Origin of the sequence: Aeromicrobium sp., from assembly GCF_047607065.1 — a bacterium.
Lineage (GTDB): Bacteria > Actinomycetota > Actinomycetes > Propionibacteriales > Nocardioidaceae > Aeromicrobium.
The window spans coordinates 21,509-39,499 of record NZ_JASGDU010000049.1 but is presented as its reverse complement, the minus strand read 5'-3'; the positions used below and the strand labels follow the sequence as shown (position 1 = coordinate 39,499).

Sequence of the window (17,991 nt, the reverse complement as noted above, 5' to 3'; positions counted from 1 at the left end):
CGCATGGGAGGGGACCTCGCACTGGTCGCTACGGCCTGCGCTTTCGGCGTCGGCTCGTCGGTGTTGCCGATGTTTCTCAACGCCGAGGCGTACGTCATCGCCCTCGGCACGCTGACCAGCAGCCCGGTCTTCCTGTTCTGGCTCATCATGTCGCTCAGCATCGGGACGGTGGTCGGCAAGATCTTCGTCTTCGACCTGGCCCGCAAGGGGCGGCAGAAACTCGGCCAGCGCGAGCGCAAACCCCCGCGCAATGCGTTCGCCGCGAAGCTCCGCGAGTTCAGTGACGGGATGCTGGGGCTGTTGGACCGGCCGTATCTGGGGGCGACGACGGTGTTCGTATCGTCGGCCTTCATGGTGCCGCCGCTGGCCATCGTCACGATCCTCGCCGGGGCGTCACGCCAGCCGATGTGGCTGTTCTCGCTCATGGTCTTCATCGGGCGCACGGCGCAGTACCTCGCCATCGCCTTCCTCCTGCACTCCGCCGTCTCCTGACGAGGGGCTGGCATAGGGATTCCGCTGAGAGGTCCGCTGGCTGAGGTGCGAGCGAGGAACGAGCGAGCCTCGAAGGGCGCGCCTCGGGGACCGGCTCCTCGCACCTCAGGGACCTGGCGGTGGGACCGGGGGCGGGCCTTGGGCGGCAGGGCCTACTGTGCATGTGTGACACGACCCGTCGTGACGGCAGCCGGCATCGGCCCGATCCGGACCGTTCCCAATGCGATCACTGTGGTGCGGACGGTGGCCAGCGTTGCCCTGTCGGTCATCGCCTTGCAGGCCGACGAGCCGCTGCCGTGGATTGTGGCCGCGTATCTCGTCTACTACCTGGGCGACAGTGCCGACGGCCTGGCCGCACGCCTGCTGGGCCAGGAGACCCGTGCCGGGGCCGTCCACGACATCTTGAGCGATCGGCTCTGCACGGCGCTGTGCGCGGCCAACCTGATGCTCCTGCAGCCGGATCTCGCGGTGCCCATTGCGGTCTTCCTGCTGAACTTCATGGTGGTCGATTGCCTGCTGTCGCTGTCGTTCCTGCTGTGGCCGATCGTCAGCCCGAACTACTTCTTCGTCGTCGATCCCGTGGTCTACCGGTACAACTGGTCGCACCCGGCCAAGGCGCTCAACAACATCGGGATCGTCGTGGCGGTGCTCGTCGGCTCGCTGCCGCTGGCGCTCGTCATCGTGCTCGTGCAGTTGGGGGTCAAGATGGCCAGCGCCCGCCGCACGCTGCGACGGATCCGCGAGCACGAGACGCAGCCGTGATCGGCGACTTCTTCGTGCTCACCGCGCTGGGCTATGGGGTGGCCGCGGCGCTGATCCCGGTGGTCAACGCCGAGGCCTACGTGGCAGGGGCGGCCGTGCTGATGGGGCGCGGCGACACGGCGCTCATGGTGGTCGCGGTCACCATCGGGACGGTGGTCGGCAAGGTGGTGCTGTTCCGCGCGGCGCGCGCCGGCCGTGAGCTGGCCGCGTCCTCGTCGCGGACCGCGAAGGAGCCGAAGAGCCGGTTCGGCCGGGCGGTGCGCAAGGCCGGCGAGGTGCTGATCGACTGGCTCGACGATCCGGTGCGAGCGGTGCTCACGGTATTGGTGTCGGCCTTCGTGGGCATTCCGCCGCTGTTGGCCGTCGCGGTGGTCGCCGGTGCTTCGGCGATGCGCACGCGGGTCTTCGCGCTCGCGGTCTTCGTGGGCCGGGCGGCCCGCTTCGCGGTCATCGCTGGAGCCGCCTACGGACTCGCGTAGGACTCCCGCAGTTCCCGGTCATTGAGGTGCGAGGAGCTTGCGACGAGCCTCGAAATGACCCAGACAGCGGGCCGTTGTCGGGGTCATTTCGAGGTGTGCCGCGCTCGCGCTGGGGGCACCTCCCGCGTGCGGGGGACAGTGGCCGAGTTCACCTACCTACGGACTCACGTCGTCGATCTCGCCTACGATGACGGCGTGATCTTCGACTGCCGTGAACCGGAGCAACGTGACCAGGGCCTGAACGCCGCCCAGACGGCACTGCGGGCGGGCGAACTCGCGGTGATCCCCACCGACACGGTCTACGGGGTCGCCGCCGACGCCTTCAACCCCGCCGCCGTCCGACGTTTGCTCACGGCGAAGGGGCGCGACCGCTCGATGCCGCCGCCGGTGCTCATCGGCGCGCCGGAGGTGCTGCCCTCGCTGGTGGCGGCGGTGCCGGCCTGGCTCAAGGCGATGACCGACGCCCTGTGGCCGGGCGCGCTGACCGTGGTGTGCCACCAGCAGGCTTCCCTGGACTGGGATCTCGGCGACACCCGTAGCACCGTCGCGGTCCGCGTGCCCGACGACCAGATTGCCCGCGACCTGCTCGGGCGTACCGGCCCGCTCGCGGTCAGCAGCGCCAACCTCAGCGGGCAGCCCGCAGCGACCACCGTCGAGCACGCCCGCGAACAGTTGGGGGAGTCGGTCGCGGTCTACCTCGACGGCGGGCCGTCGCGCGGCACGGTGGCGTCGACCATGCTCGACGCCACCGGCCCGACCCCGCGCATCCTGCGTCAGGGTGCCATCGACCTGGCCGTGCTGCATGAGTTCAACAACACCATCGAGCCGGAGTCGCCGCGTGCGTGAATATCTGGCGGTCTTCGGTATCGCGGTCGGCGTGACCTACCTCCTGGCGTCCATCGCGCGCTTGGTGGCGGTGCGTTTCGGTGCTCAAGCGCGGGTGCGCGAGCGCGATGTCCACGCCGTGCCGACGCCCTACTTCGGCGGACCGGCCATGCTCGGCGGCCTTCTCGCCGCGACCCTCGTGGCCGACCGCATGCCCTTCCTCGGCACGGCCGATCCGACGGCCATGCACGACATCCGTGCCATCGTCGCCGGCGGTGCGCTGATCTGCGTCGTCGGCATCATCGACGACCTCATCGAGTTGGATGCCCTGACGAAGTTCGCCGGCCAGGTGCTCGCCGGGGTCGTCGTGGTGTCGATGGGGGTGCAGTTCGTCTACCTGCCGCTGCCGGGCACGTTCATCGGCCTGGACCAGGCGCAGGCCATGTTGCTGACCATCGTGCTGATCGTCGGCACCGCCAATGCGGTCAACTTCGTCGACGGTCTCGACGGGCTGGCTGCGGGCATTGTCGCCATCGGCGCGGTCGCCTTCTTCGTGTACGCCTTCATCTTGGCCGTCGAGAACGGCGAGACCCGCGCGATGGCCGCCGCCATGCTGACGGTGGCCCTGGCCGGGGTGTGCATCGGCATCCTGCCGCACAACTTCTTCCCCGCCAAGATGTTCATCGGCGACTCCGGATCGATGCTCATCGGCTTCGTCATGGCGTGCTCGTCGATCAGCCTCACCGGCCAGTTCCCGCCGAGCAGCCTGGCGCAGGGCGTCGGCGACGCGGACGCGAGTTTCCTGCCGGCGCTGCTGCCGCTGATCTTGCCGTTCACGGTGCTGGCGGTCCCGTTCGTCGACATGATCCTGGCGGTGTTCCGCCGGACCCGCGAGGGACGCTCGCCGTTCAGCGCCGACAAGGAGCACCTACACCACCGCCTGCTGGAGTTGGGGCACTCCCACCCCCAGGCGGTCCTGACGATGTACGCCGTTGCCGGCTTGGTGGCCTTCGGTAGCGTGGTGATGAGCCTGTTGAGCGGCTGGGAGTCCATCGTCGCCGTCGCGCTGCTGATCGCCGGCGCTGCAGCAGCCGTCGTCTTCGCACCCAAGTTCGTCTCCCGCGTCGGCTCGTGAGGGGCCGGGTAGGTGGAATCCGGTCATTGAGGTGCGTAGGCCGCCTGCGGCCGGAGCCTCGAAATAACCCGCCCGCGGCAGGCTTCGCCCTTCGAGGCTCCTCGTTCCTCGTCGCACCTCAGGACTCGGTTCACTCGTGCCTCGCGGTCCCTGAGGTGCGAGGCCGCCTGCGACCGAGCCTCGAAGGGCGCGACCTCAAACTGCGGAAGTTCCCGCCTCGGTCCCTGAGAGGAGCGCGGGACGGGGTGACAGGATTCGGGTCATGCGGATCGTGCGGCGGGTGTTCGTGCCCACTCTGGTCGTGGTGGTGGCGGTGATCGTCGGCTCCGGGATCGCCGGCGGCCGGGAGGCGTTCGGCGGTGCCGCTGTGGGGGGAGGTCTCACGCTGGCCTTCCTCGGTGCCAGTCCCGGCCTGCTCGACCCCGTGGCTAAAGCCAGCCCCGTTGCCTCGCTTCCGGTGGCGCTCGGCTTCTTTACGGTCAAGGCCGTCGCTGCGGTGGCGGTTCTGATGCTCCTGCTCGGCGACGACGGCCGGGGTCCGCAGCTGTCCTCGAGGGCCGTCGCGGCGGCGATGATCATCACCGCGCTGACCTGGGTCACCCTGCATTTCCGGGCGTTGCGCCGAGTGCGAACCCCGATATACGACCTGGGGTAGGGGTTCGCGGCGCGGCCTGATAACCTTCGGGCAGCGCCGTGATGGTTACCTCCATCACACCGCTCAATGACGCTGGCCGTACGCCCGGATCGCGACATTAGGTCGCGCGACCGCGCCATGATTACGAAGGGGAATGCGAGTGACGCTCGCCTCCACGCTTGCCGCCTCAGGCGACCACCCGAGTCCTCCGAGTCCCGGCCCGCACGACTTCAATCTGCCGTCCATCCTCCCGTGGGATGAGCCGGTTCGCGGTTGGGGTTCGGACTTCGGCCTCTCGGACGGTCTGTTTCTCAATAAGCCGATGCTGCTGGCAGTCTTCTCGCTGCTCATCGTCGTGGTGCTCTTCGCCGCTGCGGCCCGCCCGGCCGCCGTGGTCCCCGGCCGCCTGCAGTTCGCCGGCGAACTGGTCTACGGCTTCGTCCGCAACGGCATCGCCCGCGACAACCTCGGCTCGAAGGACTACAGCCGATTCGTGCCGTTCCTGTTCTCGATCTTCGTGTTCGTCTTCGTGAACAACTACTACGGCCTCATCCCGTTCCTGCAGTTCCCGACGATGAGCCACATCGGTTTCCCGCTGGCCATCGCCGTCATCACCTGGCTGGTCTACAACGGTGCCGGCATCGCCAAGAAGGGCTTCTTCGGCTACCTCAAGCACGAGACCGTGCCGGCCGGCATGACCGGTCCGATCCTGCTGCTGCTGGTGCCGCTGGAGTTCTTGTCCAACATCTTGCTGCGGCCGATCACGCTAACCCTGCGTCTGTTCGCCACGATGTTCGCCGGCCACCTGCTGCTGACGCTGTTCTCCCTCGGCGGGGAGTACCTGCTGCTGCACTCCGAGAACACGCTGGCCATTCCCGCCGGCATCGCCTCGGTGATCCTGTTCATCGGCATCAGCTTCCTGGAAGTCCTCATCATGTTCCTCCAGGCGTACGTCTTCACCCTGCTGGCTGCCATGTACATCGGTGAGGCCCTCGCCGACGAGCACTGATCCACCGGATCGCTCGACGGCGTCGGGCGCACCGGCTCCACAACTTCACATCACACCCCAATACGACACACTCCGTGTCGCCAACGAAAGGAAATGCCGTGGGAGGCACCGCAAACATGATCGGTCTCGGCCTTGCCGCGATCGGCCCGGCCATCGGCGTCGGCTTGATCTTCGCCGCGTACGTGACCGGTGTGGCCCGTCAGCCCGAGGCCGACAGCAAGCTCCGTCAGATCGCGATCCTCGGCTTCGTTCTCGCCGAGCAGTTCTTCATCATCGCGCTGGCGTTGGCGTTCGTCCTCAAAGCCTGAACCCGGTACCAGTAGTCCACGACAACAGAAGGCACACGCATGATCTCGACACGTCTCGTCGCCTCAGCTGAGGGAGAGGATCTCAACCCTCTGATCCCGCACACTGCGGAGATCGTCCTCAGCCTTGTCGTCTTCCTGCTGATTCTCGTCCTCGTCAAGAAGTTCGTCGTTCCGGGCTTCGAGAAGGCCTACGCCGAGCGTACGGCCGCCATCGAAGGCGGAATCGAGAAGGCGGAGTCGGCGCAGAAGGAGGCGCAGGCCGCGCTGGAGCAGTACACGGCGCAGCTCGCAGAGGCCCGCCACGAGGCGGCCCGGATCCGCGAGGAGGCCAAGGAGCAGGCCGCCCAGATCGGCGCGGAGCTGCGCGCCGAAGCCCAGGCGGATGCCGAGCGCATCCGGGCTGCGGCTCACGCGCAGGTCGAGGCCGAGCGTGCGCAGGTCGTCGCCCAGCTCAAGGGTGAGGTCGGCTCTTTGGCGACCGAGCTGGCCGGCCGCATCGTCGGGGAGTCGCTCACCGATGACGCGCGCAGCCAGCGGACCGTCGAGCGGTTCATCGCCGAGTTGGAGAGCGAGTCGGCCAACTGATGACCGCTTCAGTCACTGGGCATCTTCGCGGTGCCTCGGCTGCCTCGCTGGAGGCCGTCCTGGCGGCCGTCGACGCGAGCAGCACCGACGCGGCCGCCGAGATCGGTGAGCAGTTGTTCGGGGTCGTCGGCACGCTCGACGCCACTCCGGCGCTGCGCCGGGTCCTGACCGATCCGTCGACCGAGTCCGCCGCCAAGGCCTCCCTCGCGTCGTCGATCTTCGGTCAGGTGCTCTCGGCAGCGACCCTCGCGGTTGTCGATGCGGCGGTCGCTGGCCGGTGGAGTGCCGGCCGCGACCTCGCCGACGGCCTGGAGGTCGCCGGAGTCGTGGCTCAGGTCGCTGCGGCCGACGCCGCCGGTGTGCTCGATGCTGTCGAGGGCGAACTGTTCGAGGTCGCCCGCGTCGTCGCCGAGACGCCGCAACTGCGCAGCGCCCTCAGCGATTCGGCGGCTCCGGCCGCAGCCAAGGCCGACCTCATCGGCTCGCTCCTGGACGGCAAAGCCCAGCCGGTCACCGCAGCCATCGTCCGTCAGGCGGCTCGCGCCCGGCGCGCCTCCTTCGAACGCACGCTGGAGGGCTTCGCCGATCTGGTGGCCGCGCGCCGGGGACGCCTGCTCGCGCAGGTCCGGACTGCGAACCCCCTGGCGAAGGCCGATCACGACCGGCTCGCCGCCGCGCTCACCGCGCGGTACGGCCGTCCGGTCCAGCTCAACGTCGTCATCGATTCGTCCGTCATCGGTGGCCTGTCGGTCAGCGTGGCCGACGACGTCATCGACGGCACCATGTCCTCTCGCCTCGAGGCCGCCCGCCGGCGCCTCGCAGGCTGAACCAGCATTTCCACCGCAGAGTAAGGCAGGCACACCATGACGGAGCTCTCGATTCGTCCCGAGGAGATTCGGGACGCATTGCAGAAGTTCGTGGCCGACTACACCCCCAGCGCGGCCAGCACCGAGGAGGTCGGCATCGTCGCCGACGCCGGTGACGGCATCGCGCACGTCGAGGGCCTGCCCTCGGCGATGGCCAACGAACTGCTGGAGTTCGAGGACGGCACGCTCGGCCTCGCGCTCAACCTCGACGTCCGCGAGATCGGCGTCGTCATCCTCGGCGACTTCGCCGGCATCGAGGAGGGCCAGAAGGTCCGCCGCACCGGTGAGGTGCTCTCGGTGCCCGTCGGCGAGGGCTACCTCGGCCGGGTCGTCGACCCGCTCGGCAACCCCATCGACGGTCTCGGCGAGATCGCCACGGACGGCCGCCGCGCCCTGGAACTGCAGGCGCCGACCGTCGTGCAGCGCAAGAGCGTCCACGAGCCGCTGCTGACCGGCATCAAGTCGATCGACTCGCTGACGCCCATCGGCCGCGGCCAGCGCCAGCTCATCATCGGCGACCGGCAGACCGGCAAGACCGCCATCGCCATCGACACGATCATCAACCAGAAGGCCTTCTGGGAGAGCGGCGATCCGGCCAAGCAGGTCCGCTGCATCTACGTCGGCATTGGTCAGAAGGGGTCGACCATCGCCTCGGTGCGCGGTGCCCTCGAAGAGGCCGGCGCGCTGGAGTACACGACCATCGTCGCCGCACCCGCGTCGGACTCGGCCGGCTTCAAGTACCTCGCCCCGTACACCGGCTCGGCCATCGGCCAGCACTGGATGTACCAGGGCAAGCACGTCCTCATCATCTTCGATGACCTGTCCAAGCAGGCCGAGGCCTACCGCGCCGTCTCCTTGCTGCTGCGCCGCCCGCCGGGCCGCGAGGCGTACCCCGGCGACGTGTTCTACCTGCACAGTCGGCTGCTGGAGCGCTGCGCCAAGCTGAGCGACGACCTCGGTGCCGGTTCGATGACGGGCCTGCCGATCATCGAGACCAAGGCCAACGACGTCTCGGCGTACATCCCGACCAACGTCATCTCGATCACCGACGGCCAGATCTTCTTGCAGTCGGACCTGTTCAACGCCAACCAGCGTCCCGCAGTCGACGTCGGCATCTCGGTCTCGCGCGTCGGCGGCGCGGCGATGACCAAGTCGATGAAGGCCGTCACCGGCTCGCTCAAGGTCGAACTCGCGCAGTACCGCGCGATGGAGGCCTTCGCGATGTTCGCCTCCGATCTCGACGCGGCCTCCAAGGCGCAGCTGGCCCGCGGTCAGCGGATCATGGAGTTGTTCAAGCAGGGTCAGTACCAGCCGTTCCCGGTCGAGCAGCAGGTCGTGAGCTTGTGGGCCGCTCAGGCCGGCAAGCTCGACGCCGTGCCGGTGGAGGACATCGGCCGCTTCGAGTCGGAGTTCCTCGACTACGTCAAGCGCTCGCACGCCGGTGTGCTCGACGCGATCCGCGAGTCCGGCAAGTTCGACGACGACAGCGCCCAGGCGCTCGAGTCGGCCTATGACGTCTTCCTCGATCAGTTCGAGACCAGTGACGGTCGTTCGATCAAGGCCGGGCACGAGGAGTTCGAGGCTCTGGCCGACGAGGACGTCGAGCAGGAGCAGATCGTCAAGCAGAAGCGGGGCTGACCTATGGCAGCGTCGGTACGAGAACTTCGCGCGAAGATCAGGTCGACTCAGGCGACCAAGAAGATCACGCGCGCGATGGAACTCATTGCCGCCTCGCGCATCATCAAGGCGCAGCAGCACGCGGCGGCGGCAGCACCGTATGCGCGCGAGTTGACCCGTGCTGTCTCGGCGGTGGCGACGTTCTCGAACGTCGACCATCCGTTGACGACCGAGAAGGAGAACCCGACCCGCGCGGCGGTGCTCGTCATCACGAGCGACCGTGGTCTGGCCGGCTCCTACGCCTCCAGTGTGCTCAAGGAGGCGGAGCGACTCACCGAGAAGTTGCGCAGCGAGGGCAAGGAGATCGACTTCTACCTGTCGGGCCGTAAGGCTGAGGGCTACTTCAACTTCCGGCAGCGCGCGTTCGTCACCTCGTGGACCGGGTACTCCGACAAGCCGCAGTATGAGGACGCCCGCACCATCGGCGAAACCTTGGTGAGCGCCTTCACGGCCGAGGAGGGTGCCGAGGGTTCCGTTGACGAACTGTATGTCGTGTTCACGCAGTTCAGGTCGATGCTGACCCAGGAGCCGGAGGTCATCCGGCTGCTTCCCCTGGAGATCGTCGAGAAAAGTGAGTCCCTGCTGCCGCTGTACGAGTTCGAGCCGTCGGCCGCCGAGGTGCTCGACGCGCTGCTGCCGAAGTACGTCAACAGCCGCATCTACTACTGCCTGTTGCAGGCGGCCGCCTCCGAGCTCGCCGCCCGCCAGAAGGCCATGAAGTCCGCGACGGACAACGCCGAGGACCTCATCCAGAAGTACACCCGCATCGCCAACCAGGCCCGCCAGGCCGGCATTACCCAGGAGATCAGCGAGATCGTGGGCGGCGCTAACGCGCTCGCCGACGCCGCCGCTGGTCAGGAGTGAGTGAGAGAAATGACTGCCACTGCCGAAGAGAAGACCACCACCACGGGTCGTGTCGCGCGGGTCATCGGCCCGGTTCTCGACATCGAGTTCCCGTCCGATGCCATGCCGGAGATCTACAACGCGCTCTTGGTCGACACCGAGGTCGCGGGTGTCTCCGAGACGCTGACCCTCGAGGTCGCCCAGCACATCGGCGACGGCCTGGTCCGTGCGATCAGCCTGCGCCCGACTGACGGCGTCGTGCGCGGCTCGACCGTCACCGACACCGGCGGACCGATTTCGGTGCCCGTCGGCGACGCCACGCTGGGCAAGGTGTTCAACACCACCGGTCAGGTGATGAACCTGGCCGAGGGCGAGACGCTCGAGGTCGGCGAGACCTGGGGCATCCACCGCAAGGCACCGGCCTTCGACCAGCTCGAGTCCAAGACGCAGATGTTCCAGACCGGCATCAAAGTCATCGACCTGCTGACGCCGTACGTGCAGGGCGGCAAGATCGGCCTGTTCGGCGGTGCCGGCGTCGGCAAGACGGTGCTCATCCAGGAGATGATCGCCCGTGTCGCCAAGGACCACGACGGCGTTTCGGTGTTCGCCGGCGTCGGAGAGCGCACCCGTGAGGGCAACGACCTCATCGTCGAGATGGAGGAGGCCGGCGTCCTCGACAAGGTCGCCCTGGTCTTCGGCCAGATGGACGAGCCGCCGGGAGCGCGTCTGCGTGTGGCCCTGTCGGCCCTGACGATGGCCGAGTACTTCCGCGACGTGCAGAAGCAGGACGTGCTGCTGTTCATCGACAACATCTTCCGCTTCACGCAGGCGGGTTCGGAGGTCTCGACGCTGCTCGGTCGCGTGCCCTCGGCCGTCGGATACCAGCCGACGCTGGCCGATGAGATGGGCGTGCTCCAGGAGCGCATCACCTCGACGCGCGGCCACTCGATCACCTCGATGCAGGCGATCTATGTGCCCGCCGACGACTACACTGACCCGGCCCCGGCCACGACGTTCGCGCACCTGGACGCCACGACCGAGCTGAACCGTGAGATCGCCTCGATGGGCATCTACCCGGCCGTCGACCCGCTGACCTCGACGTCGCGCATCCTCGACCCGCGTTACATCGCCGATGACCACTACGCCACGGCGAACCGCGTCAAGGGCATTTTGCAGCGCAACAAGGAGCTGCAGGACATCATCGCGATCCTCGGTGTCGACGAGCTCAGCGAAGAGGACAAGACGATCGTCTCGCGCGCCCGTCGCATCCAGCGCTTTCTGAGCCAGAACACCTACGTCGCCAAGCAGTTCACCGGCATCGAGGGCTCGACGGTCCCGCTCGACGAGACGATCGACGCCTTCACCAAGATCTGCGACGGCGAGTACGACCACGTGGCCGAGCAGGCCTTCTTCATGTGCGGCGGTCTGGACGACGTCGACGCGAAGTGGGCCGAGATCCAGAAGAACCTCTGATGGCCGGCGCGCTGCAGGTCGAGCTCGTTGCGGCCGACCGCGTCGTGTGGTCCGGTGAGGCCGAGCGGGTGTTGGCCCGCACAGCCTCGGGTGACCTCGGCGTGCTCGCGAACCACGCGCCGCTGCTGTCGGTGCTGGTACCGGGCGTCGTGGAGATCGAGACGACCGGTGGCGAGCGTTTGCGGGCGGCGGTCGGTGACGGCTTCCTGTCGGTGGCCGACAACCGGGTCTCGGTGCTCAGCGAGGACACCCATCTGGCCGACGAGTTGGACGAGGCGACGCTGAAGGCCGAGTTAGACCGAGCGGTCGCTGACGGGGACGACGCGGCGGTGCGGCGCGTCGAGGCGAAACTGCGTGTTCTGAACCAGGCCTGATCCGGACGAAGGGAGGCGCGACTCGTGCCGTTGTGGCTGTGGTTCGTCGACTCCCTCCTGGGCATGGTGGCGCTCGTCATCGTGCTGCTGGCACTGATCGTCGTGCGGCGGCGTGCCATCGGCCGGCGCACGGGGGCCTTCGAGTTGACGGTCAACCGGCGTGAGCAGGGTGCGGCCGGCTGGACCTTGGGCACGGGTGTCTATCACGATGACCATCTGGAATGGTTCCGAACGTTTTCGCTGTCGTGGCGGGCGTCGTTCGTGCTGCCGCGCCGCGGGGTGGAGGTCACTGGCCGGCGCGCACCGAGCCGGGCCGAGGCCGACCTACTAGCACCAGGGTCGATCGTGGTCGACTGTGTGGGTCCGCAGGAGCATTACCTGCGTCTGGCGCTGACGCCGCCGGCGCTGACCGGTCTGCTGGCGTGGCTGGAATCGTCACCTCCGGGCCGGGGCATGAAGACCGTGCTGTGAAAAATACGGTGCTCTGAGAAGCGGGACCGCCGCCTGGGGAGAGGTCAAGGGCCGGCCGAGTTTCAGGGGGTGAGTCCTCACAAGCGCTCAGCGGTTGCCGCCGGGCACCCACAGGACATCTCCGCCGCCGGCCGCAGCGTTGGCCGCGCGCGCGAGGATGAACAGCAGGTCGCTGAGCCGGTTCAGGTATTTCGCGGTCAGCACGTTCATGGACTCGCCGTGCTCCTCGATGGCCGCCCAGGCCGAGCGCTCGGCGCGACGGGTCACGGTCCGCGCCACGTGCAGCTGGGCGGCGGCGCAGGTACCGCCGGGGAGGATGAAGGAGCGCAGCTTCTCGACCCGGTCGTTGTATTCGTCGCACCACCCTTCCAGCCGGTCGATGTAGTCCGGTTCGACCCGTAGCTGCGGGTACTCGGGGTTGTCCACGACCGGCGCACCGAGGTCGGCACCCACGTCGAACAGGTCGTTCTGCACGTGCGTCAGCACCGCAGCGATGTCGTCGCCGAGTTCGCCCAGTGCCAGCGCGACTCCCAGGTGGCTGTTCGCCTCGTCGACGTCGGCGTACGCCACGAGCCGCAGGTCGTTCTTGGAGGTGCGGCTCATGTCGACCAGCGCCGTCGTGCCGTCGTCACCGGTGCGCGTGTAGATGCGAGTCAAGTTGACCATGAAGGTGACTGTAGTCATGGCCCGTACCGGCACTCTGCGTGCGCCCCGAGGCAGCCGCGCGGTAATCTGACCGTTATGCCTGACAAGCCCTGGGTGATGCGCACCTACGCCGGACACTCCTCCGCCGCCGAGTCGAACGCGCTGTACCGCAAGAACCTCGCGAAGGGACAGACTGGTCTGTCGGTCGCCTTCGATCTGCCCACCCAGACGGGCTACGACCCCGACCACGAGTTGAGCCGTGGTGAGGTCGGCAAGGTCGGCGTGCCGATCCCGCACGTGGGTGCCATGCGCCGCCTCTTCCAGGACATCCCCCTGGAAGAGATGAACACCTCGATGACGATCAACGCCACCGCCATGTGGCTGCTCGCCATGTACCAGGTGGCCGCCGAGGAGCAGGGTGCCGCGCCCGCGAGCCTGGCCGGCACTACGCAGAACGACATCATCAAGGAGTACCTGTCGCGCGGGACGTACGTCTTCCCGCCGGAGGCCTCGCTGCGGCTGACCACCGATATGATCGCCTACACGGTCAACAACATCCCGAAGTGGAATCCGCTCAACATCTGCAGCTACCACCTGCAGGAGGCCGGTGCCACGCCCGTGCAGGAGCTGGCCTTCGCGATGTGTACCGCGATTGCCGTGCTCGACGCGGTCAAGGACTCCGGCCAGGTCGCCGAGGCGGACTTCGAGAAGGTCGTCGGGCGTATCTCGTTCTTCGTCAACGCCGGTGTGCGCTTCGTCGAGGAGATGTGCAAGATGCGCGCCTTCGGTGAGTTGTGGGAGGAGACCACCCGCGAGCGGTACGGCGTGACCGACCCGAAGATGCGCCGTTTCCGCTACGGCGTGCAGGTCAACTCCCTCGGCCTGACCGAGGCGCAGCCGGAGAACAACGTCCAGCGCATCGTGCTGGAGATGCTCGGCGTCACGCTGAGCAAGAAGGCCCGCGCCCGCGCCGTGCAGTTGCCGGCGTGGAACGAGGCGCTGGGTCTGCCTCGCCCTTGGGATCAGCAGTGGTCGCTGCGCCTGCAGCAGGTGCTGGCCTTCGAGTCCGATCTGCTGGAGTACGAGGACATTTTCGACGGCAGCCACGTCATCGAGGCCAAGGTCGCCGAGTTGATCGAGGGTGCCAAGGCCGAGATCGACCGGGTGCAGGCGATGGGCGGCGCGATTGCCGCAGTCGAATCGGGCTACATGAAGCAGGCGCTCGTGTCCTCGCATGCCGAGCGCCGGGCGAAGATCGAAGCCGGTGACCTCAAGGTCGTCGGCGTCAACTCCTACACCGAGACCGAGCAGTCGCCGCTGACCGCCGACCTCGACGGTGCGATCATGGTCGCCGATCCCCAGGCGGAGGCCAACGCCATCGCCGACGTCCGGCAGTGGCGCAGCGAGCAGGACCGCGCCGCCGTCGAGGCTGCGCTGGAGCGGGTCGCCGCCGAGGCCAAGACCAGCACGAACCTCATGGAGGCCACACTCGCTGCGGTGCGTGCGGGCGCGACGGTGGGGGAGTGGGCGCACACGCTCCGCGGAGTCTTCGGCGAGTACCGGGCACCTACCGGCGTCTCCGGTGTCGTCGGCGTGACCGAGGCGGGCGCGGAACTGACGGCGGTGCGCGAGAAAGTCGCGAAGACCGGAGAGGACCTGGGTGGTCGTCTGCGCTTCCTCGTCGGTAAGCCGGGCCTGGACGGGCACTCCAACGGTGCCGAGCAGGTCGCCGTTCGGGCGCGTGATGCGGGTTTTGAGGTCATCTACCAGGGCATCCGCCTGACGCCGAGCCAGATCGTCTCGGCTGCCGTCGCCGAGGACGTCGATGTCGTGGGCCTGTCGATCCTGTCCGGCTCGCACATGGAGCTGGTGCCCGAGGTGCAGCGGCTCATGTTGGAGGCGGGCATGGACAACGTGCCGGTGATCGTCGGAGGCATCATTCCCGACTCGGACGGCCGCAAGCTGGAGGAGTCCGGCATCGCTGCGGTGTTTACCCCGAAGGACTTCGGCATCACCGACATCATGGACCGCGTCGTCGACGAGATCCGCAAGGCGAACAAGCTCGACTGAGCCGCCCTCGGACTCGGCGCAGGCAAGCCGAGCCTTGCTGAGTACAGCCATTCCTTGCTGGAATCCCGGCCTCCGAGCGCCTACTGTCGAGGTGGAGAGGAGGGAGATGCTACGCAGCAGCCTTCGCCTTGGACGAGCCGGCCTTGTTCTTCTTGGCCCTCTTGACCTTGACGAGTTTGCGCTTCTTGACGGTGTAGCCGGCGGGAAGAGTGCCCTTGGCCAACATGGCGATGGGACAGCGCTTGCAACGCGGCTTGCTGCTGCAGCACTTCTTCTTCGGCTTCTTCGGCACCTCACGAGGGTACCGGAGAGGTTAGCCTGACCTCTATGACAAGGAGACACATCATGGCCGCACCCGCTTTCGTCGAGAAGCTCAACGAGCAGTTGGGATACGAGTTCGGCGCGCACCAGCAGTACGTTGCCATCGCCACCTACTTCGACGGCCTGACGATGCCGCAGATGGCGGCGCTGTTCTACGGCCAGGCGGTCGAAGAGCGCGACCACGCGATGATGATGATTCAATACCTGCTCGATGCCGACGCCGACATCAAGATCCCCGCGCTCGAAGCGCCGGTCATGGACTTCGCCAACGTGGTCGAGCCGGTGCAGTTGGCGCTCGATCAGGAGAAGCGCGTCACCGCGCAGATCAACGAGCTGACCCGCCTGGCACGCGATGCCAACGATTTCGCCTCCGAGCAGTTCATGCAGTGGTTCATCAAGGAGCAGGTCGAGGAGGTCGCCAAGATGAGCGACCTGCTGGCCGTCGTGACCCGCGCCAAGGACAACGTCGACCGCATCGAGGACTGGGTCGCCCGCGAGGAGAAGGGCGAGGGCAGTGACCCGACCGCCCCACCCATCGCCGGTGCCTGACCGGGCACCGCTCTGACCCGGAAAACAAGGTTTTCGGAGTCAGAACAACCGGAACTCGGCGTCGTCGATGCCGCGGAGGGCGTCATAGTCGACGACGACGCATTCGATCCCCCGGTCGGTGGCCAGGGTGCGCGCCTGCGGCTTGATCTCCTGCGCGGCGAAGACGCCGCGCACGGGACGCAGTTGCGGATCGCGGTTCATCAGCTCCAGGTAGCGGGTCAGCTGCTCGACCCCGTCGATCTCGCCGCGACGCTTGATTTCGACGGCCACTGCGGCCCCGGCCGCGTCGCGGCACAGCAGGTCGACGGGGCCGATGGCGGTCATGTACTCGCGGCGCACCAGGCTCATGCCGTCGCCGAGCGCGGCGGTGTGCTCGGCCAGCAGCTCCTGCAGGTGCTTCTCGACGCCGTCCTTGCGCAGCCCGGGATCGACGCCGAGGTCGTGGGCGCTGTCGTGCACGATCTCCTCGATGCGAATGCGCAGTGTGTCGTCGGACTTCGTCGCCGAGACGGTCCATTCGGTCACGCCGTCCTCGGCCTGCCCCTCGGTGAGGCGGCACGGCGGACTCATCCAGTTGAGCGGCTTGTAGGAGCCGCCGTCGGAGTGGATCAGCACCGAACCGTCGGCCTTGACCATGATGACGCGCGTGGCCATCGGCAGGTGTGCGGTGAGCCGCCCGGCGTAGTCGACCTGGCAGCGTGCGACGACGAGGCGCATCAGCGGCGTGTCAGGGTGCCGAGGGTGAACACCAGGCCCGCTTCGGTGACCTGGCCGACCAGATCGTTGCCGTCCAGTCCGGCCATCGTGACCACGCCGTCGGCCAGCGCGTAGGTGCCGCTCAGGAAATCGGTGACACCCTGATAATCCCAGGTGAAGGTGCCGTCGCCTTGGAAGTGGACGGTCCAGTCGGCGTCGTCGTCGCGCCATGTGCCCACGAGGTCGGCGGCGGTGGCCGGCATGCCGGCCGCGGTCGGTTCGGGGGAGGGAGTGGGGGCCGTCGTCGCCTCGCTCGGCGGCGGGGACGCCGGTTCGGACTCCCCGCTGCCGCAGGATCCCCAAGCGAGCGAAGTCGTCAGCAGCAGGCCGCCGATCCCGGCATGTGTATGTCGCAACTCTGCTCCCTGTCAGTCGAGGCGCGAAACGTCACGCTAGTCTGACACGACCCCTTTCGTTACCCAGGAGTATCCATGCAGGAGATCGTGCAGCGTCTCACCGCAGAGGGCCGGGACGCTGAAATCGCCCGGACCCTCGTCTTCCCCTACCTCAACCACGCCGCGACGATGCTGGAGAGCGGCTACGCGACTCGCGCCGACATCGACGCCGGCATGCGCTTCGGGTGCGGCTACCCGATCGGCCCCATCGCCCTGATCGAGGGCCTGGGTGCCCAGACGGTCATCGACGGCCTGGAGGCCCTGCACGCGCAGACCGGAGACCCGCTGCACGTGCCCGCGCCGATCCTGTCGGAGTTGGCCGGTGCCGCCGATGCTGAGGAAGCCGCGCCGCAGCTGCGCCACGACGTGACCTCGGTCGGCGTCGTCGGCACCGGCACCATGGCCTCGGGCATCGTCCAGGTCTTCGCGCAGGCCGGCTACGACGTGACCTTCGTCGGCCGCTCGCAGGACAAGCTCGACGGCGTCGTCGCCTACATCACCAAGAACCTCGACCGTGCGGTCGCCAAGGGCAAGCTCGACGAAGACGGCAAGGCCGCCGTCCTGGGCCGGCTCACCGGTGCCACCGAGCGCGAGGCGCTCGGCTCGGTCGACCTCGTCGTCGAGGCCATCGCCGAGGATCTGGAGATCAAGCGCGAGCTGTACCGCGACCTGGACCGCATCGCCAAGCCGGGCGCGATCCTGGCGACCACGACCTCCTCGCTGTCGATCGCCGACCTGGCCTCGCAGACCGGCCGACCGGGCGATGTCGTGGGCATCCACTTCTTCAACCCGGCACCGATTATGAAACTCGTCGAGGTGGTCTCGGCCGAGACCACCAGCGCCGAGGTCGCCGAAACCGCCAAGGCGATCAGCCTCAAGGTCGGCAAGCATCCGGTGTCCTGCGGTGACCGCGCGGGCTTCATCGTCAACGCGCTGCTGTTCCCCTACCTCAACGACGCGATCAAGCTGCACGAGGCCGGCGGAGGCTCCCTGGAGGAGATCGACACCGCCATCAAGGAGAACGCCAAGCTGCCGATGGGGCCGTTCGAGTTGCTGGATGTCGTGGGCAACGATGTCTCGCTGGCCATTGAGCAGACCCTCGTCGGTGCCTTCGGCCACGAGGGCTGGAAGCCGGCACCGCTCCTGGAACAGCTGGTCGCCGAGGGCAAGCTCGGCCGCAAGACCAAGGCGGGCTTCCACACCTACTGAGTCGCCGCTGACGCGCACGTCACACAACGAGGCCGGTAACCCGAGGGGGACCGGCCTCGTTATCGTTGCATGAGACAACGGAGTTGGCGCAGGCGATGACCGTAGAGCGGATC

Annotated in this window: 22 protein-coding genes; 18 read left to right on the top strand and 4 right to left on the bottom strand. The window is 67.7% G+C overall.

Annotated elements, in window-relative coordinates; translation table 11 throughout:
* The first annotated feature begins 3 nt into the window (after positions 1-3).
* From QM597_RS08030 to QM597_RS07960, 15 genes are all read left to right on the top strand, one after another.
* Positions 4-492 carry a hypothetical protein gene (locus QM597_RS08030; protein ID WP_415004352.1) on the top strand — a complete coding sequence of 163 codons (489 nt, stop codon included), beginning with the start codon at positions 4-6 and terminating at the stop codon, positions 490-492.
* 165 nt (positions 493-657) lie between these two features.
* The gene (locus QM597_RS08025) at positions 658-1,254 is read left to right on the top strand and encodes a CDP-alcohol phosphatidyltransferase family protein (protein WP_415004351.1); all 597 of its coding nucleotides are present in this window, start codon (positions 658-660) and stop codon (positions 1,252-1,254) included.
* A complete protein-coding gene (locus tag QM597_RS08020) occupies positions 1,251-1,733 on the top strand; it encodes a hypothetical protein (protein ID WP_415004350.1) in 483 nt (160 codons plus the stop codon). The genes QM597_RS08025 and QM597_RS08020 overlap by 4 nt, the downstream gene beginning before the upstream one ends.
* Positions 1,734-1,928: 195 nt before the next feature.
* Positions 1,929-2,579 (top strand): L-threonylcarbamoyladenylate synthase, encoded by a 651-nt coding sequence (locus tag QM597_RS08015; RefSeq protein WP_415004349.1) that lies wholly within the window; start codon positions 1,929-1,931, stop codon positions 2,577-2,579.
* The gene (locus QM597_RS08010; protein WP_415004348.1) at positions 2,572-3,693 is read left to right on the top strand and encodes an MraY family glycosyltransferase; all 1,122 of its coding nucleotides are present in this window, start codon (positions 2,572-2,574) and stop codon (positions 3,691-3,693) included. Before QM597_RS08015 ends, QM597_RS08010 begins: the two co-directional genes overlap by 8 nt.
* Positions 3,694-3,955: 262 nt before the next feature.
* Positions 3,956-4,348, top strand: coding sequence for a hypothetical protein (locus QM597_RS08005; RefSeq protein WP_415004347.1), 393 nt, complete (start codon positions 3,956-3,958; stop codon positions 4,346-4,348).
* A gap of 301 nt (positions 4,349-4,649) precedes the next feature.
* A complete protein-coding gene (gene atpB / locus QM597_RS08000) occupies positions 4,650-5,336 on the top strand; it encodes a F0F1 ATP synthase subunit A (RefSeq protein WP_415004346.1) in 687 nt (228 codons plus the stop codon).
* 98 nt (positions 5,337-5,434) lie between these two features.
* Entirely contained in the window at positions 5,435-5,644 is a 210-nt protein-coding gene (locus QM597_RS07995) for a F0F1 ATP synthase subunit C (protein ID WP_415004345.1), read from the top strand.
* 39 nt (positions 5,645-5,683) lie between these two features.
* The gene (locus QM597_RS07990; protein WP_415004344.1) at positions 5,684-6,229 is read left to right on the top strand and encodes a F0F1 ATP synthase subunit B; all 546 of its coding nucleotides are present in this window, start codon (positions 5,684-5,686) and stop codon (positions 6,227-6,229) included.
* Positions 6,229-7,056 (top strand): F0F1 ATP synthase subunit delta, encoded by an 828-nt coding sequence (locus QM597_RS07985; RefSeq protein ID WP_415004343.1) that lies wholly within the window; start codon positions 6,229-6,231, stop codon positions 7,054-7,056. Before QM597_RS07990 ends, QM597_RS07985 begins: the two co-directional genes overlap by 1 nt.
* 36 nt (positions 7,057-7,092) lie before the next feature.
* Complete coding sequence (atpA, locus tag QM597_RS07980) at positions 7,093-8,733, top strand: F0F1 ATP synthase subunit alpha (protein ID WP_415004342.1); 1,641 nt, start codon at positions 7,093-7,095, stop codon at positions 8,731-8,733.
* A gap of 3 nt (positions 8,734-8,736) precedes the next feature.
* Positions 8,737-9,636, top strand: a complete 900-nt coding sequence (locus QM597_RS07975) for a F0F1 ATP synthase subunit gamma (RefSeq protein ID WP_415004341.1) — start codon at positions 8,737-8,739, stop codon at positions 9,634-9,636.
* A complete protein-coding gene (gene atpD / locus QM597_RS07970) occupies positions 9,637-11,088 on the top strand; it encodes a F0F1 ATP synthase subunit beta (protein ID WP_415004340.1) in 1,452 nt (483 codons plus the stop codon). It abuts the gene before it with no gap.
* Positions 11,088-11,462 carry a F0F1 ATP synthase subunit epsilon gene (locus QM597_RS07965; protein ID WP_415004339.1) on the top strand — a complete coding sequence of 125 codons (375 nt, stop codon included), beginning with the start codon at positions 11,088-11,090 and terminating at the stop codon, positions 11,460-11,462. The genes atpD and QM597_RS07965 overlap by 1 nt, the downstream gene beginning before the upstream one ends.
* Positions 11,463-11,486: 24 nt before the next feature.
* A complete protein-coding gene (locus QM597_RS07960; RefSeq protein WP_415004338.1) occupies positions 11,487-11,933 on the top strand; it encodes a DUF2550 domain-containing protein in 447 nt (148 codons plus the stop codon).
* Between the two features lie 87 nt (positions 11,934-12,020).
* On the opposite strand, the gene QM597_RS07955 is transcribed toward QM597_RS07960, so the two are convergent.
* On the bottom strand, positions 12,021-12,599 hold the full coding sequence (locus tag QM597_RS07955; RefSeq protein WP_415004337.1) for a cob(I)yrinic acid a,c-diamide adenosyltransferase: 579 nt from the start codon (positions 12,597-12,599) through the stop codon (positions 12,021-12,023).
* Between the two features lie 66 nt (positions 12,600-12,665).
* Between QM597_RS07955 and QM597_RS07950 the strand changes: the two genes are divergently transcribed.
* Positions 12,666-14,648 carry a protein meaA gene (locus QM597_RS07950; protein ID WP_415004384.1) on the top strand — a complete coding sequence of 661 codons (1,983 nt, stop codon included), beginning with the start codon at positions 12,666-12,668 and terminating at the stop codon, positions 14,646-14,648.
* Positions 14,649-14,757: 109 nt separating this feature from the next.
* Here the strand turns inward: QM597_RS07950 and QM597_RS07945 are convergent, their stop codons facing one another.
* On the bottom strand, positions 14,758-14,940 hold the full coding sequence (locus QM597_RS07945; protein WP_415004336.1) for a hypothetical protein: 183 nt from the start codon (positions 14,938-14,940) through the stop codon (positions 14,758-14,760).
* A 53-nt stretch (positions 14,941-14,993) separates the two neighbouring features.
* Between QM597_RS07945 and QM597_RS07940 the strand changes: the two genes are divergently transcribed.
* Positions 14,994-15,518 carry a ferritin gene (locus QM597_RS07940; RefSeq protein WP_415004335.1) on the top strand — a complete coding sequence of 175 codons (525 nt, stop codon included), beginning with the start codon at positions 14,994-14,996 and terminating at the stop codon, positions 15,516-15,518.
* A 39-nt stretch (positions 15,519-15,557) separates the two neighbouring features.
* Here QM597_RS07940 and nucS read toward each other — a convergent pair whose 3' ends face one another.
* The gene (gene nucS, locus QM597_RS07935; protein WP_415004334.1) at positions 15,558-16,235 is read right to left on the bottom strand and encodes an endonuclease NucS; all 678 of its coding nucleotides are present in this window, start codon (positions 16,233-16,235) and stop codon (positions 15,558-15,560) included.
* Entirely contained in the window at positions 16,235-16,630 is a 396-nt protein-coding gene (locus QM597_RS07930; RefSeq protein WP_415004333.1) for a hypothetical protein, read from the bottom strand. Before QM597_RS07930 ends, nucS begins: the two co-directional genes overlap by 1 nt.
* 75 nt (positions 16,631-16,705) lie before the next feature.
* On the opposite strand from QM597_RS07930, the gene QM597_RS07925 reads away from it, so the two are divergent.
* Positions 16,706-17,878: a 3-hydroxyacyl-CoA dehydrogenase NAD-binding domain-containing protein gene (locus QM597_RS07925; protein WP_415004332.1), complete on the top strand. Its 1,173-nt coding sequence runs from the start codon at positions 16,706-16,708 to the stop codon at positions 17,876-17,878.
* Positions 17,879-17,991 lie beyond the last annotated feature (113 nt).